Origin of the sequence: Rhodococcus sp. 2G, assembly GCF_001886355.1 — a bacterium.
Lineage (GTDB): Bacteria > Actinomycetota > Actinomycetes > Mycobacteriales > Mycobacteriaceae > Rhodococcus > Rhodococcus pyridinivorans.
In genome coordinates this window covers 4,786,681-4,811,555 of record NZ_CP018063.1, presented here as the reverse complement: position 1 = coordinate 4,811,555, position 24,875 = coordinate 4,786,681, and the positions used below count along the sequence as shown (strand labels likewise).

General features: G+C 67.9%; 22 protein-coding genes, 1 tRNA gene and 1 other RNA gene. 12 read left to right on the top strand and 12 right to left on the bottom strand.

Annotated features, from left to right (window positions below):
• Positions 1-175: 175 nt before the first annotated feature.
• Together BO226_RS22830 and ffs are read right to left on the bottom strand one after the other, a co-directional pair.
• Positions 176-1,468, bottom strand: a complete 1,293-nt coding sequence (locus BO226_RS22830; RefSeq protein ID WP_071936138.1) for an aminotransferase class I/II-fold pyridoxal phosphate-dependent enzyme — start codon at positions 1,466-1,468, stop codon at positions 176-178.
• Positions 1,469-1,515: 47 nt separating this feature from the next.
• Positions 1,516-1,610, bottom strand: an RNA gene (ffs, locus tag BO226_RS22825) — signal recognition particle sRNA small type.
• Between the two features lie 117 nt (positions 1,611-1,727).
• Here ffs and BO226_RS22820 point away from each other — a divergent pair.
• Both BO226_RS22820 and BO226_RS22815 read left to right on the top strand, forming a co-directional pair.
• A tRNA-Ser gene (locus tag BO226_RS22820) sits at positions 1,728-1,815 on the top strand.
• 85 nt (positions 1,816-1,900) lie between these two features.
• Positions 1,901-2,164, top strand: coding sequence for a hypothetical protein (locus BO226_RS22815; RefSeq protein WP_006552507.1), 264 nt, complete (start codon positions 1,901-1,903; stop codon positions 2,162-2,164).
• 23 nt (positions 2,165-2,187) lie between these two features.
• On the opposite strand, the gene BO226_RS22810 is transcribed toward BO226_RS22815, so the two are convergent.
• Complete coding sequence (locus BO226_RS22810) at positions 2,188-3,231, bottom strand: GmrSD restriction endonuclease domain-containing protein (protein WP_071936541.1); 1,044 nt, start codon at positions 3,229-3,231, stop codon at positions 2,188-2,190.
• Between the two features lie 138 nt (positions 3,232-3,369).
• Between BO226_RS22810 and BO226_RS22805 the strand changes: the two genes are divergently transcribed.
• Together BO226_RS22805 and BO226_RS22800 are read left to right on the top strand one after the other, a co-directional pair.
• On the top strand, positions 3,370-4,035 hold the full coding sequence (locus BO226_RS22805; protein WP_064061177.1) for a YoaK family protein: 666 nt from the start codon (positions 3,370-3,372) through the stop codon (positions 4,033-4,035).
• A 53-nt stretch (positions 4,036-4,088) separates the two neighbouring features.
• Positions 4,089-4,673 carry a TetR/AcrR family transcriptional regulator gene (locus BO226_RS22800; RefSeq protein WP_024102753.1) on the top strand — a complete coding sequence of 195 codons (585 nt, stop codon included), beginning with the start codon at positions 4,089-4,091 and terminating at the stop codon, positions 4,671-4,673.
• 53 nt (positions 4,674-4,726) lie between these two features.
• On the opposite strand, the gene BO226_RS22795 is transcribed toward BO226_RS22800, so the two are convergent.
• Entirely contained in the window at positions 4,727-5,464 is a 738-nt protein-coding gene (locus BO226_RS22795; RefSeq protein ID WP_006552511.1) for a 3-hydroxybutyrate dehydrogenase, read from the bottom strand.
• Positions 5,461-6,849 (bottom strand): MFS transporter, encoded by a 1,389-nt coding sequence (locus BO226_RS22790; protein ID WP_064256675.1) that lies wholly within the window; start codon positions 6,847-6,849, stop codon positions 5,461-5,463. The genes BO226_RS22795 and BO226_RS22790 overlap by 4 nt, the downstream gene beginning before the upstream one ends.
• A gap of 123 nt (positions 6,850-6,972) precedes the next feature.
• On the opposite strand from BO226_RS22790, the gene BO226_RS22785 reads away from it, so the two are divergent.
• The 5 genes from BO226_RS22785 to BO226_RS22765 all read left to right on the top strand — a co-directional run bounded on the left by BO226_RS22785 (position 6,973) and on the right by BO226_RS22765 (position 11,548).
• Positions 6,973-7,872 carry a LysR family transcriptional regulator gene (locus BO226_RS22785; RefSeq protein ID WP_071936540.1) on the top strand — a complete coding sequence of 300 codons (900 nt, stop codon included), beginning with the start codon at positions 6,973-6,975 and terminating at the stop codon, positions 7,870-7,872.
• Between the two features lie 9 nt (positions 7,873-7,881).
• A complete protein-coding gene (gene gluQRS / locus BO226_RS22780; RefSeq protein WP_071936137.1) occupies positions 7,882-8,814 on the top strand; it encodes a tRNA glutamyl-Q(34) synthetase GluQRS in 933 nt (310 codons plus the stop codon).
• An 86-nt stretch (positions 8,815-8,900) separates the two neighbouring features.
• On the top strand, positions 8,901-9,827 hold the full coding sequence (locus BO226_RS22775) for a hypothetical protein (protein ID WP_006552514.1): 927 nt from the start codon (positions 8,901-8,903) through the stop codon (positions 9,825-9,827).
• 111 nt (positions 9,828-9,938) lie between these two features.
• On the top strand, positions 9,939-10,691 hold the full coding sequence (locus tag BO226_RS22770; RefSeq protein WP_071936136.1) for an RDD family protein: 753 nt from the start codon (positions 9,939-9,941) through the stop codon (positions 10,689-10,691).
• A 125-nt stretch (positions 10,692-10,816) separates the two neighbouring features.
• Entirely contained in the window at positions 10,817-11,548 is a 732-nt protein-coding gene (locus tag BO226_RS22765) for a queuosine precursor transporter (protein ID WP_033097971.1), read from the top strand.
• Positions 11,549-11,567: 19 nt separating this feature from the next.
• Here the strand turns inward: BO226_RS22765 and tgt are convergent, their stop codons facing one another.
• From tgt to BO226_RS22750, 3 genes are all read right to left on the bottom strand, one after another.
• Positions 11,568-12,827 carry a tRNA guanosine(34) transglycosylase Tgt gene (gene tgt, locus BO226_RS22760; protein ID WP_006552517.1) on the bottom strand — a complete coding sequence of 420 codons (1,260 nt, stop codon included), beginning with the start codon at positions 12,825-12,827 and terminating at the stop codon, positions 11,568-11,570.
• Complete coding sequence (locus BO226_RS22755) at positions 12,824-14,062, bottom strand: MFS transporter (protein ID WP_019290300.1); 1,239 nt, start codon at positions 14,060-14,062, stop codon at positions 12,824-12,826. The genes tgt and BO226_RS22755 overlap by 4 nt, the downstream gene beginning before the upstream one ends.
• 162 nt (positions 14,063-14,224) lie before the next feature.
• On the bottom strand, positions 14,225-16,966 hold the full coding sequence (locus BO226_RS22750) for a calcium-translocating P-type ATPase, PMCA-type (RefSeq protein WP_071936539.1): 2,742 nt from the start codon (positions 16,964-16,966) through the stop codon (positions 14,225-14,227).
• A gap of 148 nt (positions 16,967-17,114) precedes the next feature.
• On the opposite strand from BO226_RS22750, the gene BO226_RS22745 reads away from it, so the two are divergent.
• Both BO226_RS22745 and BO226_RS22740 read left to right on the top strand, forming a co-directional pair.
• Positions 17,115-17,534, top strand: coding sequence for a pyridoxamine 5'-phosphate oxidase family protein (locus BO226_RS22745; RefSeq protein WP_006552520.1), 420 nt, complete (start codon positions 17,115-17,117; stop codon positions 17,532-17,534).
• A 36-nt stretch (positions 17,535-17,570) separates the two neighbouring features.
• On the top strand, positions 17,571-18,437 hold the full coding sequence (locus BO226_RS22740) for a cation diffusion facilitator family transporter (RefSeq protein ID WP_170318520.1): 867 nt from the start codon (positions 17,571-17,573) through the stop codon (positions 18,435-18,437).
• A gap of 4 nt (positions 18,438-18,441) precedes the next feature.
• On the opposite strand, the gene BO226_RS22735 is transcribed toward BO226_RS22740, so the two are convergent.
• The gene (locus tag BO226_RS22735) at positions 18,442-19,044 is read right to left on the bottom strand and encodes a LysE/ArgO family amino acid transporter (RefSeq protein WP_006552522.1); all 603 of its coding nucleotides are present in this window, start codon (positions 19,042-19,044) and stop codon (positions 18,442-18,444) included.
• Positions 19,045-19,116: 72 nt separating this feature from the next.
• Between BO226_RS22735 and BO226_RS22730 the strand changes: the two genes are divergently transcribed.
• Complete coding sequence (locus tag BO226_RS22730) at positions 19,117-19,998, top strand: LysR family transcriptional regulator ArgP (RefSeq protein ID WP_024102747.1); 882 nt, start codon at positions 19,117-19,119, stop codon at positions 19,996-19,998.
• 80 nt (positions 19,999-20,078) lie between these two features.
• Here BO226_RS22730 and BO226_RS22725 read toward each other — a convergent pair whose 3' ends face one another.
• The 3 genes from BO226_RS22725 to BO226_RS22715 form a co-directional block, all read right to left on the bottom strand.
• Positions 20,079-21,056: a MarR family transcriptional regulator gene (locus BO226_RS22725; protein ID WP_071936538.1), complete on the bottom strand. Its 978-nt coding sequence runs from the start codon at positions 21,054-21,056 to the stop codon at positions 20,079-20,081.
• 203 nt (positions 21,057-21,259) lie between these two features.
• Positions 21,260-23,149: an ABC transporter ATP-binding protein gene (locus BO226_RS22720; protein WP_071936135.1), complete on the bottom strand. Its 1,890-nt coding sequence runs from the start codon at positions 23,147-23,149 to the stop codon at positions 21,260-21,262.
• Entirely contained in the window at positions 23,146-24,873 is a 1,728-nt protein-coding gene (locus tag BO226_RS22715) for an ABC transporter ATP-binding protein (protein WP_071936537.1), read from the bottom strand. The genes BO226_RS22720 and BO226_RS22715 overlap by 4 nt, the downstream gene beginning before the upstream one ends.
• Positions 24,874-24,875: the final 2 nt, after the last annotated feature.

Below are 24,875 nucleotides of genomic sequence, written 5' to 3'. Positions count from 1 at the left end.
TCCACCGCCCGTCCACGTGTTGTGCACAACTTTATCCACAGGCTGGGAACAAACTCACACCCGGAGTGCAGGTTCTTGTCGACGGAGGTACGCAACAAAGAATCGAGGCTCGCAACGCCGGCAGTGACTGCCGATGTTGCGAGCCTCGTCCTCGCGTTGCGTACCTACCCACGCACTACTTGTCGGCGAGCGCCTTCTCCGCTGCGGCCAGCAGCACGCAGGTCGCGACACCGTCCATGGCCTTCTCGAGCTCACCGAGCGAAGGGAAGCTCGGTGCGAGGCGGATGTTCTTGTCCTCGGGGTCCTTCTTGTACGGGAACGCCGAACCGGCACCCGTCAGCGCGATACCCGCCTCCTTCGCCAGGGCGATGACGCGGGCCGCCGTGCCCTCGACGACATCGAGGCTGATGAAGTAGCCGCCCTCGGGCTCGGTCCACGACGCGACCTTCGACGTGCCGAGACGCTCCTCGAGGATGCGGCGCACGAGCGCGAACTTCGGCGCGAGGATCTCGCGGTGCGTGGCCATGTGGGCACGCACACCCTCGGCGTCGCGGAAGAAGCGCAGGTGACGCAGCTGGTTGACCTTGTCGGGACCGATGGTCTTGATGCCCAGGTACTTCTGGTACCAGGTGAGGTTCTCGGTGGAGCTGCCGAAGAAGCTCACGCCCGAACCGGCGAAGGTGATCTTCGAGGTGGACGCCAGCGCGAACACGCGGTTCGGGTGACCGGCCTGCGCGGCCAGACCGAGGATGTCGATCGCGGGCGCGAGGTGCTCGGTGAGCGGGTGCACCGCGTAGGCATTGTCCCAGAAGATGCGGAAGTCGGGAGCGGCCGTCGGCATCGACACCAACTCGCGGGCGACCTCCTCGGAGTACACCGCGCCGGTGGGGTTCGAGTAGGTCGGCACAGCCCACATGCCCTTGATCTGCGGGTCGTTCGCGACGAGCTCGGCGATGAACCGCACGTCGGGGCCGTCCTCGCGCAGCGGCACGGGGATCATCTCGATGCCGAGCGACTCGGTGATCGCGAAGTGCCGGTCGTAGCCGGGCGCCGGGCACAGGAACTTGACGACCGACTCCTGCGACCACGGGCGCGGCGAGTCGACGGTGCCGTGCAGCAACGACCAGACGACGAGATCGTGCATGATCTCGAGGCTCGCGTTATTGCCTGCGACGAGGTTCTCGACCGGGATGTTCAGCAGCTCGGCGAAGATCGCGCGCAGCTCGGGCAGGCCGGTGAGGCCGCCGTAGTTGCGGGTGTCGGTGCCGTTGCCGTCGCGGAAGTCGTCGGCACCCGGCAGCGACAGCAACTCCGCGGAGAGGTCGAGCTGCTCGGGCGAGGGCTTGCCGCGGGTCAGGTCCAGCGTCAGCTTCTCCGACTTCAACCGTTCGTAGTTGGCGGACTGGCGCTCGTGCTCTGCAACGAGTTCCTCATGGCTCATCAACCCGTACTGGGTCTGCGTAGGCATGCGGAGGGACCTTTCACCGTGCACGGTGACACGGGCATCGGCGGAAATTAAGAGGACCCCGCGCACCCGGCAGAGCCCGTTGACCCTTGCTGCCTTCCGGCCCTGGGGGAGTTCACAGGATGCGCGCCGCGCGGGATCCATCGGCAAGTGTAGAGGAACGAGCGCCTCGGCGGCGAACCCGCCCCCGCAGCACCCCTGGAATCAGGGTGCGACGTGCCCGTTTGGCAAGTTGGGGTCTCCATTCGGTATGCTTCCCCACGGAGGATTCGCCTAGTGGCCTATGGCGCTCGCCTGGAACGCGGGTTGGGTTAACGCCCTCAGGGGTTCAAATCCCCTATCCTCCGCCACGGAACCCCGTGGGGCGCACAGCGTCCCACGGGGTTTCTACTTTTCCGGTCCCCCTGTTCGCGTACCGGGCCGATCTCGGGCACGATGCGTCTCGTGACCGCGGACGACAATTTCCCGCTCGGCGGCGACGCCGACCACGAGCAGGCTTCGGTCTGGGTGGAGATGCTGGACCGGGAGATCGACGAGGTGTCCGCAGCCATCGAGAAGACCGAACAGAAGGCCCTCGCCGAACACCGGGTGGGGGCCGTGGACCGGGCGCGCCGGTTCGACGCCGAGGTCGAGCGGCTGGGCGCCCAGCTCCGCGAGCTGCACCGCATGCGCCGCAATCTCACCCACCGCTTCAGCTGACCGAGAGATCACGGCGGTGTGTGCTACTCGCAGGCGACGCCGTCCCCGTCACCGTCCATCTTCGGCCGGTAGCCGGGCTCTCCCACATACAGCGGTGCGGCTCCCGCGGCCCGGGCCGCCGCGCAGTTCTTGTAATACACCTCCGCCGGAGCAGGGGCCGGCTCGGCGGGGGCGGGCGCAGGTGCAGGAGCAGGAGCAGGAGCCGGCGAGGGTGCGGGCGCCTGGCGCGTCGTCGTGGTGGGCGCGGGTGCAGCTGCGGGAGCCCCACCTCCGCATTCGGTGAGGACCCGCGCCATCGCGTCGTGCTCGGCCTGCGTCACCCACAGGCCGTAGATCGCCTTGACCTCGATCTGCCGCGCGACATACGTGCAGCGGTACGCGCGGTTCGGCGGCAGCCAGGTGGCGGCGTCGCCGTCGCTCTTCTGCTGGTTGGTCGGCCCGTCCACGGCCTGGAGGTTGCGCGGGTCGTTGGCGAAATCGGCCCGGGTGCCCGCGTCGAGTTGCTGCGCGCCCTTCTGCCACGCGTCCGACAACGCGACGACGTGGTCGATCTGCACCGCGGTCGAGGTGTCCTGCCCGCGGGTGAACGCGATCGTCGTACCGGTGTACAAGTCGTTCAGGGTTCCCGACGCGACGACGCAGTCGCGGGTACCGGGCCGGTAGACGATATCGACGAGGTCGCGTCGCAGGATGTCGTTGCGGGTGTCGCAGCCGTTGCCCCCGAACTCCACCGACACGTCGTCGCTCCACGCCTGGCCGAACAGGTCGCGGCTGTACCCGGTCTTGGGCGCGCGCCCCTTGATCGGCAGGGTCGCCAGCCGGGCCAGGGCCTCCGACGAATCCGCCGACGCTGCCGGGTTCGGTGCGGTCGTCGAGGTGGAGCGCGTCGTGGTGGGGGACGGTGTCGTCGTGGGGGTTTCGGAGCTCGGCACCGGGGACTGTTCGGAAGTCGCCGCCGGAGCGACGGAAGTGTCCTCGGTGGTCGAATCACAACCGGTGAGGGTCAGACCCGCGACCGTCGCGACGACGAGCAGGGACAGCCGGGACGACAAGCGGGGCAAGGACATCGAGGGAACTCCTGAGAACGACGGCGCCGGACGGCTCCCCTTGTCCATCGCGCCCGCAACGCCCGGTCGTTACACCGCGTAAGTATCCGCGAGCCGACGTCGTCGGCATCCGGCGGGAACGGTTCCTACTATCGTCTGGTGGTCGGTTACGGCAGGCAGTTGCAGGGACTCGCGATCGCGTTGTCCTCTCTCGCAGGGTTCATCGATGCCCTCGGTTTCATCACCCTGGGCGGCGTCTTCGTGTCGTTCATGAGCGGCAACTCCACGCGCTTCGCGGTCGGGACGGCCGACGGTGCGTGGCAGACGGTCACCCTCATCGGCGGTGTGCTCGCGCTGTTCGTGCTCGGAGTGATTCTCGGCAGCGTGGTAGCGGAACTGACCGACCGAGACCGGCGGACCCGCAAGACCGCCGTCCTCGCGACGGTGACCGTGTTGCTGACGATCGCCGCCGCGGCCGTCTTCGTGGACTGGACGCCGGTCGCCGTGATCGCGATGACCTTGGCCATGGGAACGGAGAACTCGGTGTTCCGGCGGCACGGGGAGACGACCGTCGCCCTGACCTACATGACGGGTGCGCTGGTCAAGATCGGGCAGCGGATCGCGGCGGCGTTCTTCGGTGGTCCGCGCTGGAGCTGGCTGCCCTATCTGGGCCTGTGGGGCGGCCTGGTGACGGGCGCCGTTCTCGGCGCGCTCGCCCACCGGGTGCTGGGGCTGCACGCCCTGTGGATCGCAGCGGCGTTCGCAGCCGCGCTGACGGTGTCGGTCCGTTTCCTGTCAGATCGCGAGCTCACCGACGGGGTGTGATTCCCACCTCCCCGTACGTTCGTATGGTGGAGAGCTCGGCTACGGTGCTCCTCATGCGCACGCGCCCCTACATCACCACCAGCCCCACCAGGCTTGCTGCGGCCCTGCTCGACGTGGCCGCACGCAACGGTCTCGACGCGGCGAGTGTGCGGGAGGTGGCCAACGAGGCAGGGGTCTCGATCGGGGCGGTGCAGCACCATTTCCCAACCAAGGACGAGATGCTCGCGTACTCGTTCCGCACGCTCTCGGACCGGGTGCTGAACCGGCTGACGAACGTCGATCCCGACATCGATCCGGCGCGCACCCTGTTCTCCGCGCTCAGCCAGCTGCTCCCCCTCGACGAGGAACGTGGCAGCGAGGTGCACGTGATGTCGGCGTTCGCCGTGCGGGCGGTCACCTCCCCCACGCTGAGCGCCATCCGCACCGCCACCCTGTTCACGATCCGCACGGGCATAGCGCGCGTATTGATCCGCGCCGGTACACCCGACCCGGAGACCCGGGCCGCTCTGCTGCTCTCGGCCGCGAACGGGCTCGCACTCGACGCGGCGGCGAGCCCCGAGCTCTACCCGCGCGAGTATCTGACCCACGCTCTGCACGCCCAGGTCCAACTCGTCCTCGACGGCGCCGACGCGCACTGACCCGCGCCCCGGAATCCGGGACGCGGGTCGGTGATTGCAGTCGGACCGTCCTGTCAGTGGGCCGACCAGCCGCCGTCCATCGTGTACGACGCGCCGGTGACCATCCCGGCTTCGTCGGAGGCCAGCCACGACACGAGCGAGGCCACCTCCTCCGGCTCGACCAGCCGGGTCACCGCCTGATCGGTGAGCAACACATCCGAGAGCACGCGATCCTCCGGGATGTCGTGCGCGCGGGCCTGTTCCGAGATCTGCTTCTCCACCAGCGGGGTGCGGACGTAACCCGGATTGACGCAGTTGCTCGTCACGCCACGGGGACCGCCTTCGAGCGCGACGACCTTGGAGAACCCCTCGAGGCCGTGCTTGGCGGTGACGTACCCGGCCTTGAACGCCGACGCCCGCAGCCCATGCACCGACGAGATGTTCACGATCCGGCCGAAGCCCCGCTCGTACATGCCGGGCAGCGCGGCCTTCACGAGCAGGAACGGCGCCTCGACCATGAGCGTCTGGATGCGGCGGAAGTCGGCGAGGGCGAAGTCCTCCACCGGCCGCACCACCTGGATGCCGGCGTTGTTGACGAGGATGTCGACGTCGAGGCGGAGACCGTCGAGGCCGTCGGTGTCGAGCAGGTCGACACCCCACGCCTCTCCCCCGATCTCGTGGGCGAGCGTCTTCGCGGCGACCTCGTCGACGTCGGCGACGGTCACGCGGACTCCCTGCCGGGCGAGGGCGCGGGCGCAGGCCGCCCCGATCCCGCCGACACCACCGGTCACGAGTGCGGTGCGGGCCCTCATGCCGAGATCCTGGCGTTCTCGGCGGCCTTCTTCTGGGCGACCGTTTCCGCGTCCGCGGCATCGATGTCGCGCAGCGAGATGCCCTTCGTCTCCCGGGCCACGATCACCGCGACGATCGTGATCAGCGACGAGCCGAGCAGATAGAAGGAGATCGGGACCGACGACTCGAAGCGGCTGAGCAGACTCGCGGCGATGATCGGGGCGAGCGACCCGGCGACGATCGAGGTGACCTGGTAGCCGAGGGAGACGCCCGAGTAGCGCATGCGGGTCGGGAACATCTCCGCCATGATCGCCGGCTGCCCCGCATACATGAACGAGTGGAAGACGAGTCCGATGACGATCGCCGAGATGATCCACGCACTGTTGCCGGTGTCCATCATCGGGAAGGCGAGGAAGCCCCAGGCACCGGCGGTGACGGCACCGATCATGTAGACGGGACGGCGTCCCAGCGTGTCCGACAGTCGTCCGACCATCGGGATGATCACGAAGTGCACGGCGTGCGCGGCGAGCATCCACCACAGGATGTGGCTGGTGTCGGCACCGACGATGATCTTCAGATAGGTGATCGAGAAGGTGACGACGAGGTAGTACATGACGTTCTCGGCGAACCGCAGGCCCATGGCCGTGAACACGCCGCGCGGGTAGCGCTCGAGCACCTCGAAGACGTTGAACGACGTCTCCTTCAGCTTGTCGGCCTCCTGCTGCGCCTCGAGGAAGATCGGGGCGTCGGTGACCTTGGTGCGGATGTAGTAGCCGATCAGCACGATGACGGCCGAGAGCCAGAACGCGACTCGCCAGCCCCACGACAGGAAGGCCGATTCGGGCAACGTGGTGGTGAGGACGAGCAGGACGATCGTCGCGAGGAGATTGCCCATCGGCACACCGGCCTGCGGCCACGACGACCAGAATCCGCGCGAGCGATCGGGGCTGTGTTCGGCGACCAGCAGTACCGCGCCGCCCCACTCGCCGCCGACCGCGAAGCCCTGGATGAACCGGAGCGTCACGAGCAGTGCCGGCGCCCAGTACCCGATGGCACCGAAGGTCGGCAGGCAGCCCATCAGGAAGGTCGCGACGCCGACCATGATGATGCTGGTCTGCAGCAGCTGCTTGCGTCCGAACCGGTCACCGAAGTGGCCGAAGACGATCCCACCGAGCGGCCGGGCGACGAAGCCCACGGCGTAGGTGACGAACGCCGCGATGATCGCGTCGAGTTCGTTGCCGCCGTCGGGGAAGAAGACCTTGGCGAAGACGAGGGTCGCGGCGGTGCCGTAGAGGAAGAACTCGTACCACTCGACGACGGTGCCCGCCATGGACGCACCGACGACCCTGCGCAATGCCGACGGTGAACTCTCCGGTCCATCCGTTCGTGCCTGTTCGACGCTCATGCCTGCACCCTCCCGGGACACTGTGTGACGGGGAACACTTCCAAACACATATGCCGAGTATCGGTACGCACATTTGCATCCACAATGACGCGATTCGCAGATGCGATCTGCAAAACTGCACACATGAGCGTGCCCTCGGCCGATGACCTCCTCGTCCTGCTCGCCGTCGGGCGCAGTGGCAGGTTCACCAGTGCCGCCGACGACCTGGGCGTCAACCACACCACGATCTCCCGGCGGATCGCCGCGCTCGAGCGCAGCCTCGGCGGTCGCGTGCTCACGCGGTCGGCGGCGGGATGGGAACTGACCGACCGCGGTCGCGAGGCGCTCGAGGCCGCCGAACGCATCGAGGCCGCGGTCGGAAGTCTGCGGAACCCCCGGGGTGAGCGCCGCCTCGAGGGCGTCGTGCGTATCTCCGCCACCGACGGCTTCAGCGCCTACATCGCCGCCCCGGCCGGCGCGCTCGTGCGGCAACGCCATCCGGGTATCTCCGTCGAGATCGTCGCGACCACCCGTCGCGCCTCACAGCAGCGGTCCGGCATGGACATCGAGGTGGTCGTGGGACGCCCGCAGGTGCATCGGGCCGAAGCGCACCGTCTCGCCGACTACAACCTGGGCCTGTATGCCTCGCGCGATTATCTCGCCACGCACGGCTCCCCGTCGTCGGTCCGCGACCTGCGTGAGCACACCCTCGTGTATTTCATCGATTCGATGCTGCAGGTCGACGATCTCGACGTCGCGCGGCGCATCGCCCCCGACATGCAGGATTCGATCAGCTCGACGAACGTGTTCGTGCACGTCGAAGCGACCCGCGCCGCCGGAGGACTCGGTCTGCTGCCGTGCTTCATGGCCGATCGGCACGCCGATCTCGTCCGGGTCCTGCCCGGCGAGGTCGAGGCGCGTCTGGCCTACTGGCTCGTCGCACGCTCGGAGACGCTGCGGCAGCCGGAGGTCGCGGCCGCGGTCGCGGCGATCCGGGAGGTCGTGCACGCCCAGCGAGCGGTACTCCTGGGGGTCGCTCGATAGAGTGCACGGGTGTCACTTTCGGACGAGGACGAAGCAGGAGCGGGTCGCTTCGCACCGAGTCCCTCCGGCGACCTGCACTTGGGCAATCTGCGCACCGCCGTCCTGGCGTGGTTGTTCGCACGGTCGACCAACCGTCGGTTCCTGGTCCGCGTCGAGGATCTCGACCGGGTGCGTCCCGGCGCGGAGCAACGCCAGCTCGCGGATCTCGCGGCGATCGGTCTCGACTGGGACGGCCGGGTGGTCCACCAGTCCCGCCGCCGGCGCCTGTACGACGAGGCGATCGCGCGGCTCGAGCAGGCCGGTCTGACCTACGAGTGCTACTGCACCCGACGCGAGATCCTCGAGGCCACCTCCGCACCCCACGGCCCTGCGGGCGCCTATCCGGGCACCTGCCGCAACCTCACCGACGAGCAGCGGGCCGAGCGCCGAGCCTCCGGCCGCGCCCCCGCGATCCGGTTGCGGGCGACCGAGGAGTGGTTCACCGTCCACGACCTGCTGCACGGAGATTTCACGGGCATCGTCGACGATCTCGTGTTGCGCCGCAACGACGGAACCCCCGCGTACAACCTCGCAGTGGTGGTGGACGACGCCGACCAGGGCATCGATCAGGTGGTACGCGGAGACGACCTGCTCACTTCCGCGCCCCGGCAGGCCTGTCTCGCACACCTTCTCGGACTGTCGGAACCCGTTTACGCGCACGTGCCGCTCGCGCTCGGCAAGGAGGGTAAGCGACTGGCCAAACGGGACGGCGCGGTGACACTGGCCGATCAGCTCGCGCTCGGTCACACGGCCGCCGACGTGCTGGGCACGATCGCCGTGTCGCTGCGACTCGCCGACCCCGGCGAGCCCGTGTCGCCGGAACTGTTGCTGGACCGCTGGAATCCCGTGAGACTCCCCCGCGATCCGTGGGTGTTCACCCCGTCGGAGGAAGGCATCCGATAGGACACGATGCGGACATAGCGGATGCGGACCCGAGGTGATGTCCGTACTCTCTCGGAAGTGTCCGATCCCGGAGACGAGAGGCAGCCATGACCACCGGTGGTTACGACCCGAATCAGGATCCGAAGAACCCGGGTGGTTATCCGCCACCCGGAAGCTATCCGCCGCCCTCGGGCGGTGGCACTCCCCCGCCGGGTGGGAACTATCCGCCGCCCGGCAACTACCCCCCTCCGGGGAACTACCCCCCGCCCTCGGGTGGCAACTACCCGCCGCCGGGTGGGTCCTACCCGCCGCCGGGGAACTATCCGCCTCCCCCGTCGGGTGGTGACTACCCGCCCCCTCCGGGTGCGTACGGCGCCGGGAGCTTCGGTGGTCCGCCTCCGAATCAGCTGAATGTCGGCGACGCGATCTCCTACGGCTGGTCGAAGTTCAGCGGTAACGCCGGCGTGTGGATCGTCTTCATGCTTGCCGCGTTCGTCATCCAGGGCCTGATCAGCGGCATCTTCAACGGGTTCGACTTCACCGGTGAGGCGACGGACTTCACCTTCCTGAGCGCCATCGGCAGCATCGTCTCGGCGATCGTCGGATACCTGATCCAGGCCGCCTTCGTGCGCGGTGCGCTGGCCGAAACCGACGGACAGCGCCCCGCTTTCGGGACGTTCCTCCAGATCGGCCCGATCGGTGCGGTCATCCTCGCAGGTCTGCTCGTGGGCATCGGCACGTCGATCGGTCTCGTGCTGTGCATCCTCCCGGGCCTGGTGTTCGCGTTCTTCGCGTGGTGGACGATGCAGTTCGTCATCGATCGCAATCAGGATGCCGTCACCGCGATCAAGTCGAGCTTCAATGCCGTCAAATCGAATGCGGGAACGCTGGTGTTGCTCGCCCTCGCACTGCTCGGCATCAATCTCCTCGGTGCCCTGTTGTGCCTGATCGGCCTGCTGGTCACCGTGCCGGTGTCGATCATCGCCGTCACGTACGCCTACCGGGTCACCACGGGTGGTCCCGTAGCGGCCTGACACAACCCCGGCGGGGACCCTCCCGTCGCATCCGTAGGCATATCTACCGACGCGCCACGGCACGCTGTACCGTGGCGCGTTGCCATGCCGATCGCGACAAGGGAGACATAAGTGACCACTGGTGGCTATCCACCCCCTCAGCAGGATCCTCGGGCGACGGGCGCTCATCCCGGCGCCCCCTCGTACGGCGCCACCCCGCCCGATTACACCCAGCAGTTCCCGCAGTACGGCGCGCCCCAGAACGGTGGCCCCCAGTACGGCGCTCCTCAGTACGGAAGCCCGCAGAACGGAACGCCCCAATTCGGTGCGCCCCAGTTCGGCGCTCCTCAGTACGGTGCACCCCAGTACGGGGCGCCGCAGGACGGTGGGTTCGGCGGCCCGGGATTCCCCGGCCCGGATCCGAATTTCGGTGCCGGCACCCCGGGGGAACTGCTCCCGCGTCTCGGCGCCCGCATCATCGACGGCCTCATCGTTGGTATCCCCATGGGGATCCTGAGCGCGATCATGATCCTCGCGAGCGGTGGAAGCGGTTTCGTGGACTTCTTCATGACGGTCGTCAGCGGTGTCGTCGCCTTCGGCTACTGGACGTACATGGAGTCCGCTCGGGGCGCGACCATCGGCAAGAAGCTCCTCGGCTTGTCGGTCGCCGGCCCTACCGGTGGTAACCCCACCCTCGAGCAGGCCGCCAAGCGCAACGCCTTCGTCGCGCTGCAGATCCTCACCGGCGTCCCGCTGCTGGGCTTCCTCGCCGGTCTGCTGTCGCTCGCCGCATACATCGGTATCGCGGTCACCATCGAGCAGGACGGCAACAAGCAGGGTTTCCACGACAAGTTCGCCGGCGGCACCCGGGTACGCAAGTCCTGATCTCCCGTGCGCTCCGGGTCCCGTCCTCGTCAGGACGGGACCCGTTCGTCGCATATGGGGTGTTCGCGCACGTACAGACGGTCCGCAACTTCGTGATCACCCCGCGGAGATGCTTGGATGTCCGGGTGACCGAGCACGGATCGAACACCTCCCCCGCCCTCTTCGACCACGCCGCCTTCGCGCGCGTGGGACGCAGCCCGTACACGGGGATCGTCGTGCTGTTCACCGCGGTGCTGATGATCTCCAACATCTCCGCGACGAAGGGCATCGCGTTCTTCACCGGCTCCGAACTCACCGTCGGGCCGCTGCAGATCCTGCCGATCATCACCGACGGCGGGTTCTTCCTGTTCCCTCTCGCCTACATCCTCGGCGACGTGCTCAGCGAGGTGTACGGCTTCGCGGCCACCCGCCGCGCCGTCTTCTACGGCTTCGGGGCGGTCGCGCTGTCCGCGCTGTGCTTCTGGATCACGCAGCAGCTGCCCCCGGCCGACTTCTACGCCGGTCAGGAGTCCTTCGAGAACGTGCTCGGTGTGGTGCCCCGGATGTTGATCGCCGGGCTCGCCGGGTACGCGGTCGGGCAGTTGCTCAACTCGTACGTGCTCGTCCGCATCAAGGAACGCACCCGGGAGAAGCACCTGTGGGCGCGGCTGATCGGGTCGACCGTCGTCGGCGAGTTCGCCGACACCCTCATCTTCTGCTCGATCGCCGCAGGGGCCATCGGCATCACGACCTGGGCCGACTTCGTCAACTTCGTGATCGTCGGGTTCCTGTGGAAGACGCTGGTCGAGATCGTCGTGCTCCCGGTGACCTACCGCGTGATCGCGTACGTCAAGAAGCGCGAACCCTCCTACGCCTGACGACTCACGCCCTGACGACTCAGGCCCGACGCCGGCTCGCGTAGAACCGGCCGAGCGTCTCGGCCTTGAACTCGGCGAGCGTGCCGTTCTCCATGTTCGCCCGGATGTCGTCGACGAGGCGCACCGTGAACCGTTCGTTGTGGATCGTGCACAACGTCGAGGCGAGCATCTCCTTCGCCTTGAACAGGTGGTGGATGTACGCGCGCGTGTAGTTCCGGCAGGTGTAGCAGTCGCAGTTCTCGTCGATCGGCGTGAAGTCGCGCCGGTGACGGCTGGTGTTGATGTTGAACCGGCCGTCGGGGTGGTAGATCGCGGCGTTGCGCGCGACCCGCGACGGATTGACGCAGTCGAAGGTGTCGACGCCGTGCTCGACCGCGACGAAGATGTCGTCGGGTTCGCTGATGCCCAACAGGTGTCGCGGCTTGTGCTCGGGCAGCTCCTCGGTGCACCACCGCACGATCGTGCCGAGATTGTGCTTCTCGAGCGCACCGCCGATGCCGTACCCGTCGAATCCGCGGCCGGTCTCGCCGACGATGGACTCGAGGCCCCGGCAGGCCTGTCGTCGCAGGTCCTCGTACTGCGCGCCCTGCACGACGCCGAACAACGCCTGGTAGGGGCGGCGAGCGCGTTCGGCGGTGAGCTTCTCGTGCTCGGCGATGCACCGCACCGCCCACGCCTGGGTCCGTTCGAGGGAGCGTTCCTGGTAGCCGCGGGTGTTCATGAGGGTCGTGAGCTCATCGAAGGCGAACATGATGTCGGCGCCGAGCTCGTGCTGGATACGCATCGACACCTCGGGGGTGAACCGGTGCCGCGACCCGTCGAGGTGCGATTTGAAGGTCACCCCGTCGTCGTCGACGTGGGCGAGCCGCTCCTTGCCCTTGGCGATGACGTCGTCGTTCTGGACACCGACGGACTCCATCGCGATGACCTTCTTGAACCCGGCTCCGAGCGACATGACCTGGAAGCCGCCGCTGTCGGTGAAGGTCGGACCGGGCCAGTTCATGAACTTCCCGAGCCCGCCGGCCTCGTCGACGATGTCGGAGCCGGGCTGCAGGTAGAGGTGGTAGGCGTTGGCGAGCAACGCCTGCGAGCCGAGCTCGGCCATCGTCTCGGGCAGCACCGCCTTGACGGTCGCCTTCGTGCCCACCGGGACGAAGGCCGGGGTGCGGATGTCTCCGTGCGGGGTGTGGATCGTGCCCGTGCGGCCGAGTCCGTTGTCGAGACGCGCTCCGACCGTGAAGAAGGGATCGGGCGGGGTCGGAATGCTGGAATCGGTCACTTCCGTATCCAATCACGTCGGGAAGGTGCGGCCTTCTCGCGGCGGCGGACGGAGATCGCGAACACGGCGACACCGGCGAGCGCCAGCAGCACACCGACCGCGGCGGGAGCGGTGTAGCCGAACCCGGCCGCGATCACGACCCCGCCGATCCACGCACCGAACGCGTTGGCCAGGTTGAACGCGGCGTGGTGCAGCGACGCCGCGAGCGTCTGGGCGTCCTCGGCGACGTCCATCAACCGCACCTGCAGGGCCGGGCCCACCGCGGCGCATCCGACACCCAGGCCGAAGACCATCACGAAGGCGGTCCACGGGTTGTGGGCTGCGGCGACGAACAGCGCGAGCAGCACCGCGAGCGAGGTGATCGACGCGTAGACGCCGGGGATCACACCGCGGTCGGCGACGCGACCACCGATGGCATTGCCGACGACCATGCCCACGCCGAAGAGCATCAGCGCGACCGGCACCAGCGATCTCGACACTCCGGCGACGTCGGTCAGCGTGGTGCTGATGTAGGTGTACACCGCGAACACACCACCGAAGCCGATGACGGCCACGGCGAGCGTGAGCCAGACGGTGCTGCTCTTCAACGCCCCGAGTTCGACCCGCACGCTGGTCGTCGGTATCGACAGTGTCGGCACCCAGGCGGCGAGAGCGACGATGGTGGCCACTCCGATCACCGCGACCAGCACGAACGCCGCGCGCCAGCCCAGCGCCATGCCGAGCCACGAGGCAGCGGGCACCCCGACGACGTTCGCCACCGACAGCCCCATCATCACCAGCGACACCGCCCGCGCGCGGCGACCGGGTCCGGCGAGGTGCGCCGCGACCAGTGCGGCGACCCCGAAGTACGCGCCGTGCGGCAGGCCGGCGACGAAGCGGGAGACGACGAGCAGACCGTAGTTCGGGGCCAGCACCGTGGCGGCGTTCCCGAGGGTGAACGCGACCATCAGCGCGACCAGCAGTGTCTTGCGCGGCACGCGGGCGGCGATCGTCGCGATGAGCGGGGCACCGACGACGACACCGGCCGCGTAGGCGGAGACGACGTGGCCCGCGGTGGGTTCGGAGACCCCGATGCTCGTCGCGATCTCGGGGAGCAACCCCATGGCGACGAACTCGGTGGTTCCGATCCCGAACCCACCGAGGGCGAGCGCCCACATCACGAGCGTGCGCGCGGGATGTCCGGAGTCGGTGTGGGCAGGATCGTCGAGTGGGCGGCCGGAAGCCGTGGTGGTCATCGGTGAGGAAACCTTCGATCTGTCGAGGGTCCCGGAGCCGGAGGTCGTGCGGGCCGGGACGCGGGCGCGCTGGGGGAGCGACGCGGGGGCAGCCTCCATTCTGGGGCAGCCCGGCCTCACACTTCTCCCCGCGGCGACGTGAGTTCCGCCATCTCCCGATCGTCAGGTGAGGAAGGTCGTATCCGCCCGCTCGGCCCTGCGCGCCTCGATCCTCCTGGCGACGAACTTGCCGATCTCGTCCACCCACAGCACGGACGAGCCGACGGCGACCGCGAGCAGCCACTGCTCGGAGGTGAGCGAGGTGGTGTCCATGAATCCCTGCAGGGCGCCGAGTTGCACGACGCAGATCTGAAGGACGACGACGGCGCCGATCGCGATCCAGATGGTGTGGTTGGTGAACGTCTGCGCCGAGAACACCGATCCGAGATCCGAGCGCACGTTGAACAGGTTGAACACCTGGTAGAAGACGAATGTCGTGAACGCGAGGGTGGTGGCGAACAACGGGTCGGATGCACTGTCGGGGAACAGTTCCGGTCCGAAGTGCAGGACCGCGATCGTGCCCACCGTCATCACGATGCCGAGGCCGAGGATGCGCTGGACCCGGGAGCGTTCGAGCAGCGCCTCGTTCGCGGGCCGCGGTCGTCGCCGCATCGCGTCGGGGGCGGTCGGGTCGACACCGAGCGCGAGCGCCGGCGGTCCGTCCATGATGATGTTCACCCACAGGATCTGCAGTGCGCTGAAGGGCGCGCCACCCGCGAGGCCGAGCACACCGGCCGTCAGGAAGATCAGGACGAAGCCCCACGCCGTGGTGAGCTGGAACTTCACGAATTTGATGATGTTGTCGTAGATTCCGCGTCCCTCGGCCACGGCGGCGACGATGGTCGCGAAGTTGTCGTCGGTGAGGATCATGTCCGCGGCGCCCTTGGAGACGTCGGTTCCCGTGATGCCCATGGCCACACCGATGTCGGATTGTTCGAGCGCGGGAGCGTCGTTGACGCCGTCGCCCGTCATCGCGACGATCTGCCCGTCGGCCTGCAGCGCTTCGACGAACCTGATCTTGTGTTGGGGCGCCACGCGGGCGAGGACACCGAATTCCTTTGCCCTCCGGCGCAGTTCGTCGTCGGTGAGTTTGTCGAGATCCGCACCGGAGGCAGCCGACCCGCGGATTCCGAGTTCCTCGGCGATCGCGGAGGCCGTCACCAGATGGTCGCCGGTGATCATGTGCACCGAGATGCCCGCCTCGTGGGCGACGGCGATCGCATCCTCGGCTTCGGTCCGCGGCGGGTCGACGATGCCGACGATCGCGTGGATCGTCAGGTCGGCCACCTTCTCCTGCAGGGCATCGGTGTCGCCGCGGGGAACGGCGTCGAGGTCGCGCCCGGCGATCATGAGAGTTCGCAGACCTTCCGACGCGAGCGCCTCCACGGCCCGGTGGATCCTCGCGCGACCGTCGTCGTCGAGTGGAATCGGACCGTCGGGACCGGCGATCGAGGTGGCACGGTCGAGGAGCACACCCGGTGCACCTTTCACGAAACAGCGGTATCCGCCGTTCGGCAGGGTGTGGAAGGTGGCCATGTACTTGTAGTCCGAGTCGAACGGCACCTCCGCGATGCGGTTCAGCGCGGCCCGCGCACCCTCGACGTCGATGCCGCCCTTCTCGGCGAGCACCACGAGGGCACCCTCGGTGGGATCGCCGACCAGTATTCCGTTGCGCACGGTCGCGTCGTTGCACAGTCCCATCCCGAGCAGTGCGTCCGTGAAGTCCGGTGCGGGCAGGCCGTCGCCGACAAGGATCTTGCCGTCGGTTCCGTACCCGGTGCCGGTGACGCGGAAGGCACGACCCGCGACGAGCAGTCGCTGCACCGTCATCTCGTTGAGGGTGAGGGTGCCGGTCTTGTCGGTGCAGATGTGGGTGGTGCTGCCGAGTGTCTCGACCGCGGCGAGTCGTTTGACGATCGCGCCGCGGGCCGCGAGGCGTGAGGCTCCCATCGCGAGGGTGAAGGCGACGACGGCCGTGAGCCCTTCGGGGATCGTCGCGACCGCCAGCGACACCGCGGTGACGAGGAGATCCGACCAGGTCTGCCCCCGCAGCAGTCCGAGGACGAACACCAGCGCTACCGTCACGATCGCGATGATCGTCAGGGCCTGGGCGAGCTGGCCGATGCGTCGTTGCAGCGGCGTCTGTTCGACGCCTGCCGATCCGAGAAGGGTTGCGATGGCTCCCATCTCGGTGCGCATGCCCGTTCCGGTGACGATCATCGCGGCACGTCCGCGTGTGACCTCGGTGTTCATGAACAGCATGTCGGTGCGGTCGCCGAGGGGTGCGTCGGGATCGTCGACGACGTCGACCTGTTTGTCGACGGGCTGGGATTCGCCGGTGAGGGCGGCCTCGGCGACCTGCAGCCGGACGGCGGTGACGAGTCGGCCGTCGGCCGGGACGGTGTCGCCGGCCTCGAGGAGCACCACGTCTCCGGGGACGAGTTCGGCGCGCGGCACCTCCGTCCCGAGACCGTCGCGCAGCACCCGGCTGGTGGACACCGACATCTTCTTCAACGCAGCGAGGCTGCTCTCGGCCCGGGATTCCTGCACGTAGTTCAGCACGGTGTTGAGCGCGATCACCGCGAAGATGACGACGGGGGTCTCCCACTCACGGGAGACGGTGGCGCTGACCACCGCCGCGACGACCAGAACGAGGGTCATCCTGTCGGCCAGCAGCGACAGCACACGTCGCCAGGTCGGCACCTTCTTCGCCTCGTCGAGCAGGTTCGGGCCGTACTCGCCGCGGCGTCGTTCGACCTCGTCCGCGCTCAGTCCTCGTTGCGGATCGACCTCGAACGCCTCGGCGACGTCGGCCGCGGCGCGGGTGTGCCAACTCGAGGTGGTCGCGGGAGCCTGTGCGGACATCGGCACTCCTCGTTCGGGCTGCTCTCGGCGGATCGGGCGAACACGGTCCTGACGGCCGGTTTCACCGTAACCGGCGGAGCGTTCCACTGCGCCGGAAGCCGGTTCGTGATGTGCTGGATACGGCAGCGGAACCGGAGGAGTGAACGCGATGCGCGACAACCCGAACACCGACGATCCTGTCGTCCCCCTCGACGAGGACCAGTGCTGGGACCTGCTCGCGACGGGCAAGGTGGGCCGCCTCGTCACCGTCGTCGGCGGACGACCGGAGATCTATCCCGTCAACTACGTCACCGACGATCGCACGGTGTACTTCCGCAGCGGTGAGGGCAGCAAGCTCTCCGAACTGGCGGTGCACCCGCAGGTGGCCTTCGAGGTGGACGAGATCCGCGAGGACTCCGCATGGAGCGTCGTGCTGCACGGACACGCCCGGATCCTGCGGAGCTTCGACGACGCGGCGCGGATCGACGCCCTCGGACTGTCGCCGTGGGTTCCCACCCCGAAGTACGACTACGTCGCGCTGACGGCCACCGACCTCACCGGGATGCAACTCACGCTCGTCAAGCGCTGACCGGTGGTGCCCTCTGCGCAGCAGCACCGCCTGTTGATGCGGTTCATGCTGTTGTCGGTGGCGACCGCGCTCGCGACGATGCTGCTGAAGGCATCGGCGGCGTGGATCACCGGATCCGTGGGTCTGTTGTCGGACGCACTCGAATCCGGGGTCAACCTCGTCGCGGCGCTCGTCGGTCTCGCGGCGCTACGTCTCGCCGCGAAGCCGGCCGATGCGAACCACGATTTCGGGCACGGGAAGGCCGAGTACCTCTCCGCCGCGGTCGAGGGCACCATGGTCTTCGCCGCCGCGACGGTGATCCTGTGGACCTCGGTCGAGCGCCTGATCTCACCGCAGCCGGTGACCGAGGTCGGACTCGGTCTCCTCCTGTCGGCCGGATCGTCGGCGCTCAATCTCGTGGTCGGTCTGCTGCTCATCCGGCAGGGTCGGGCACACCGGTCGATCACGCTGGTCGCCGACGGGAAACACCTGCTGACGGACGTGTGGACGTCGGCGGGCGTGCTCGTCGGCGTCGCGCTGGTCGCGCTATCCGGGTGGGACGTGCTCGACCCGATCGTGGCGATCCTCGTCGCCCTGAACATCCTGCGGATCGGTTTCGGCCTCGTGCGGCAGGCGGTCGTCGGCATGCTCGACGCGGTTCTTCCCCCGGAGGACGTGACGGCGGTGAACGCCGTCCTCGACCGCTATCGGGAACCGGGGGTGGTGACGATCCTGCCGCCGCGCACCCGCGAGTCGGGACGTCAGCGCTTCGTCTACCTCGTCGTGCGGGTGCCGGGCGACTGGACGGTGCGGGCCGGGCACGACCTGCTCGACCGCATCGAGGCCGATCTCGCCGAGGCGCTGCCCGGTGTCGTGGTGTTCAGCCATCTCGAGCCCGACCGCGCCCCCACGGGACGCAGATGAGTGATCAGGACGAGGCGACGAGTCCGGCACCGAGGCCGAGCATCAGCACCGCGACGCCACCGTCGAGGATGCGCCACGAGGACGGCTTGGCGAACCAGGCGCGCAGATAGCGGGCCCCGTACCCGAGGGCGGCGAACCACACGACGCTCGCGGTGATCGCCCCGGCACCGAACCACCACCGGCCGGGGTTGCCGTAGTGGTTGGCCACCGAACCGAGCATGAGCACGGTGTCGAGATAGGTGTGCGGGTTGAGCCAGGTCAACGCCAGACAGGTCAGCAGGGCCGCGCCGATGGTGACGGCACCGCCCGGGGCAGCGGACAGTGCCGACGGCTTCAGCGCGCGACGTGCCGCGAAGAGTCCGTAGCAGATGAGGAAAGCGGCACCCGCCCAACGGATCACGTCGATCGCGCCGGGAGCGCGGTCGAGGATCGTCGCGATCCCGGCGATGCCCGCGGTGATGAGCACGGCGTCGGAGATCACGCAGATCGCGATCACAGGCAGCACGAATCGTCGCGCGATCGCCATGCGCAGGACGAAGGCATTCTGCGCACCGATGGCGGCGATGAGGGACAGACCTGTGACGAATCCGGCGACGACGAGTGACATGGCATCGACGCTAGGAATCCTGTCGAGATAAGAACAGTTGATTTTGCTGTACCTGCATTAGAGTTTCTTGATGTGGATCTCGACTTCGCTCAACTTCGCACTTTTGCAACGGTATTGGACGAGGGCACTTTCGAGGGTGCGGCGGCTGTTCTTCGCGTCACACCGTCCGCGGTGAGCCAACGCATCAAGTCGCTCGAACAACACGTCGGTCAGGTACTGCTGCGACGGACCCGGCCCGTCAGCGCGACCGCGGCCGGCGAAGTGGTGATGCGGCTCGCCCGGCAGGTCGCGCGGCTGGAGCAGGACGCCTCCGAGGAACTCGGTCTCGGCGCCGACACCGGGAGTTACGCCACGATCCCGCTCGTCGTCAACGCCGACTCGATGTCCACCTGGATGCTGCGCGCCCTGGCCCGGATGCCCGTGCGCTACCGAGCCCTGTTCGAACTGCACCGCGAGGACGAGTTCCACTCCACGGATCTGTTGCGCGACGGAACCGCCATGGCAGCGGTCACCTCCGTCCCCGAACCCGTGCAGGGCTGCACGTCCGAGAAGCTCGGCGCCATGCGCTATCACGCGATGGCGAGCGTGGACTTCGCCGAACGCTGGTTCCCCGAGGGCATGACCCCCACCGAGCTGCGGGAGGCCCCGATGCTCACCTTCGACCGCAAGGACGACATGCAGGATCGCTTCGTCCGCAAGCGGACCCGGCGGCGGCTGAATCCGCCGCGCAACTACGTTCCGGGCGCCCTCGAATTCGTCGAGGCCGCGCGGCTGGGGTTGGGCTGGGCCATGCTCCCCGACGCGATGGTCGCCGACACGACCGATCTCGTGAGCCTGGCCCCGGACGACCCGATCGCCGTACCGCTGTACTGGCAGCGGTGGCGGCTGGACTCCCCCGTGCTCGACGCGCTGACCGATGCGGTCCGTCGCACCGCGCGCGAAGTGCTGCACTGACCTCCCGGAATCCGACCTTCCGAAACGGGAGCGGCCTGACGCCCCACCTCGGTCAGCGGCATGCGCCAGACCTTGTCGTCTCACCGCGCCTGCATCGCGCCGATCGGGTCGACATACATCACCCGCGACGCCGCACCGAGCGCCGCCGCCGACCGCAGATCGTCATCGGCTTCCGAGAACCGCAGTGGCACATCGTTGTACGACGACTGCTGCCGGTAACCGTCGGACACGTCCTCGCGCTCCCATCCATGTCGGGTGAACAGCTCACCCCCGACGGTCACCACGTCGGGATTGACGACGTCGCGCACCAGCGCGACCGCACGGCCGAGGAGCACCGCCCGGTTCGGCGACGGGTCGGTGCCATCGGCACTCCCCGGTTCGAGTACAGCACAGAACGATTCGATGTCGTCGGCCGAGGACCGTGCGAGGCCGTCCACGAGCCACGCCATCGAGATCGATTCCTCCGCACACAGATACAGCCAGCTCTCGGGTCGTCGCCGGAAGGCGCTCTCGCACCGGCGGTATTCGACCTCCGCGACCGCCTCCACGTACGGAACGACCGTGTACGGCGTGGGCACGATCGCCCGGAACAACACGTCCACGGGCGCTTCGCACCAGCCCAGTCGCGGGTGGTCGAGCGCCCCTCGGTGCTCGTCGTACAGACCACCCACCGCGAGCCCTGCCCACAGCGGCTGCCTGCCTCGCTGGTGGGACTCGTGCACCCGCAGCGCCGCACCGATCGCGGCGAAGACGTCGAACACCGACGCCGGTGTCGCGAAGGTCGTCCGGTGCAGTTCCCGTCCGAGCAGGTCGCCGGAAACCACCCGGGTCTCCCGCTCCCCCAGATGGATACCGGCGAGGAAACCCCGTTCGGTGTCCACCTCCACCGGCACGTGCGGCCGTCCCACCCGTCCCCGCGGAGCGAGATCGGGGCGGTCGCGCAGCAACCCGTGCTCGAGCAACGACGTCACCGCCCGGTTGACCGTCGACGCCGACAGGCCCGTGAAATCGGCGAGCATCGTGCGCGTCGCCGGTCCCCCACGTCGCAGATGCTGCATGATCCACCCCGCCGGTGTGGTCTCGTCGACCCGGAAGACCCCCGGTCGTCCAGATCGCACGGAGACCCCCGGTCGCGCAGAGCGCAGGAGATCGAGAGGTGACCGTACCGCTGTTGTCCGCACCTCCGTCATGGCCAGAAGTGTCCCGTCCCGCCCGCGAGGACGGAATGTTTCGTATCAGGCCGCGCCGAAGTCTCCCGCGTTCACTCCACGAGTGCCTTGAACTGCGCGTCGTACAGCCTCGCGTACGCACCGGCCGCCTCGAGCAGCCCCTCGTGGGTGCCCTGTTCGACGATCCGTCCGTCCTCCATCACCACGATGCGGTCGGCGTTCCGGATGGTCGACAGGCGGTGAGCGATGACGAAGCTGGTGCGGTCGTCGCGCAATCGCGCGGTGGCCTGCTGGACGAGCAGTTCGGTGCGGGTGTCGACCGAGCTCGTCGCCTCGTCGAGGATGAGGATCGACGGCTTGGACACGAACGCCCGCGCGATCGTGATGAGCTGACGCTCACCGGCGCTGAGGTTGCCGTCGTTCTCCTCGTCGATGATCGTGTCGTAGCCGTCGGGCAGGGCCCGCACGAAACGGTCGACGTAACTCATCCTGGCCGCGGACATGATCTGGTTCTCGGTGGCGTACGGATTGCCGTAGGCGATGTTCTCGCGGATGGTGCCGCCGAACAGCCAGGTGTCCTGCAGGACGATGCCGATGCGCGAGCGCAGTTCGTCGCGGGACATCGAACGGATGTCCACGCCGTCGACGAGGATCCGGCCCGCGTCGACCTCGTAGAAGCGCAGGATCAGGTTGATGAGGGTGGTCTTGCCGGCGCCCGTGGGTCCGACGATCGCGATCATCTGACCCGGTTCGGCCCGCAACGACAGGTTCTCGATGAGCGGCCGATCGGGGGTGTACGAGAAGGCGACGTTCTCGAACTCGACGAGTCCGTGCCGGCTCCACGGCATCGTCGGCGCCGCGACCTCCGGTTCCTCCTCCGGTTCGTCGAGCACCGCGAACACCCGCTCGGCCGACGCCGACGCCGACTGCAGCAGGTTGACCATCGCCCCGATCTGCGCGAGCGGCTGCGAGAGCTGCTGCGAGTACTGGATCATCGCCTGGATCTCACCGAGGGTCGCGGTGCCCGACGCAATTCGCAGGCCGCCGAGCACCGCGATGACGACATAGCCGACGTTGCCGAGGAAGGTCACGAACGGCATCACGAGCCCGGACACGAACTGGGCCTTGTAGGAGGCCTGGTACAGCGACTCGTTGGTGTCGGTGAAACGACGCTGCACCTCCGCCGTCCTGCCGTAGGCAGTGATGAGCTCGTGTCCGGTGAAGGCTTCCTCGATCTGCCCGTTGAGCTTGCCGGTCATCTCCCATTGCGCTGCGAAGTGCTTGTGTGAGCGCCGAGCGACCAGCATCGTTGCCACCACCGACGCGGGGATCGTCAATATTGCGACGAGGGCGAGCACCGGCGAAGTGAAGAACATCATCACCACGAGACCGAGAAGTGTCATCACTGCAAGTACCAGCTGCGCTACGGACTCCTGCATACCGGCAGCGACGTTGTCGATGTCGTTGGTGACGCGGCTGAGCAGGTCACCGCGCGAATGCGTGTCGAAGTACCGCAAAGGCAACTGGTGGATCTTGCGTTCGATCCGCGACCGCATGTCGCGCACGACGCGCTGCACGATCTCGTTGAGGCCGTAGGCGGCGACCCAGATCAGACCGGACGAGAGCAGGTACAGCGCGAGGACGATGACGAGGATCCGGCCGAGGGCCGAGAAATCGATGCCGAGGCCGGGCACCACGTCCATCCCCGAGACCATGTCGGCGAACTGGTCGCGGCCCTCGGCGCGCAGACCGGCGACGGCTTCTTCCTTGGTCTGTCCGGCGGGGAGCTGCATACCCACCACCCCGTCGAAGATGACGTCGGTGCCGCGGCCGAGCACGAAGGGCGCCACCGACATGCTCACAACGCCGAGGAAGGCGGACAACAGCACCGAGTAGACGGCGTAGCGGTGCGGGTGGAGCAGGCCGAGCACCCGGCGGATGGTGCGCAGACGCGACGGTGCCGCCGCTTCCGGAGTCGTCATACCGTGGCCATCCTCTGCGACTCGACGATCTCCGAGTACGTCCGGCACCGGCCGAGCAGACCGAGATGCGTCCCGGAATCGACCATGACGCCGTTGTCGAGGACGACGATGCGGTCGGCGTCCTGCACGGTGGAGACCCGCTGCGCGACGATGAGGACGCACGCGTCGCGCGTCTCAGGTTCGAGCGCCGCGCGCAGGCGGGCGTCGGTCGCCGGGTCGAGTGCGGAGAAGGCGTCGTCGAACAGGTAGATAGCGGGCCGGCGGACGAGGGCGCGGGCGATCGCGAGTCGCTGCCGCTGCCCGCCGGAGACGGTCGTGCCGCCCTGCGAGAGGACCGTCTTCAGCCCATCCTCGGTCTTGTGGACGAAGTCGGCGGCCTGCGCGACCTCGAGGGCGTGCCACAGTTCGTCGTCGGTGGCGTCGGCGCGTCCGTACCGGAGGTTGTCGGCGATGGTGCCGGAGAACAGGTAGGCCTTCTGCGGCACGACGGCGATGCGCGAGCGCAGCACGTCGGTGTCGAGTGCCCGGACGTCGACACCCGCGACGAGCACCTGCCCGGCAGTGACGTCGATCAACCGCGGCACGAGCCGCATCAGGGTGCTCTTGCCCGATCCGGTGCCGCCGATGATCGCGGTGGTGGAACCGGGGTCGGCGCGGAACGACACCCCGCTGAGCACGGGAGCATCGGCACCGGGATAGGAGAAGCCGGCATCACGCAGTTCGAGGGTGACGCGGGGCGGCAGTTCACGGACGGGCTCGGCGGGCGAGGACACCGTCGGTTCGGTGTCGAGCACGTCGAGGATGCGCTCGGCGCAGACCGTGGCGCGTGGCGCCATGATCGCGACGAACGACGTCATGAGCACGGCCATGAGGATCTGGGCGATGTAGGTGATCATCGCGGTGATCGAACCGATCTGCATCGCACCGGCGTCGATGCGGTGACCACCGACCCACAACACGGCCACGGTGCTCACGTTCGAGATGAGAAGGACGGCCGGATACAGCACGGAATTCACGCGTCCCACGCGCAGGGCGGTCGCGGTGAGATCGTCGTTGGCGCGATCGAAACGGGCATTCTCCGTCTCGTCGCGCACGAACGCCCTGATCACACGGATACCGGTAATCTGCTCACGCAACACCCGGTTCACCGAGTCGATGCGCTTCTGCATGACCCGGAAGCCGGGCAGCATGAGCGCGATGAGCGTGATCATCGTGAAGATCAGCACCGGGACGGCGACGACCAGGACGAGCGAGGTGCCGGGGTCCTCCCTCAGTGCCATGATCACGCCACCGATTCCCATGATCGGGGACGTCACCACGATGGTGCAGGTCACCAATACGAGCATCTGCACCTGCTGCACGTCGTTGGTGTTACGGGTGATCAGCGAGGGAGCACCGAATTTCCCGAATTCGCGCGCCGAGAACCGCCCGACGCTCCGAACCACCGCGAGTCGCACGTCACGGCCGAAACCCATCGCCGCACGTGCCGCGAAATACACTGCTCCGATCGATGCGCCGACCTCGACGGCGGTCATGACCAGCATGAGCAGACCGGTCCGGGTGATGTAGTCGATGTCACCGACCGCAACACCTTGGTCGATGAGGTCGGCGTTGAGACTCGGGAGGAGCAACATGCCTCCGGTCGCGACCAGCTGGAGGAATACCACTGCCACGAGGGCACCCCGGTAAGGCGCCAGGAAGCGGCGCAACAGCCGTAGCAACATGG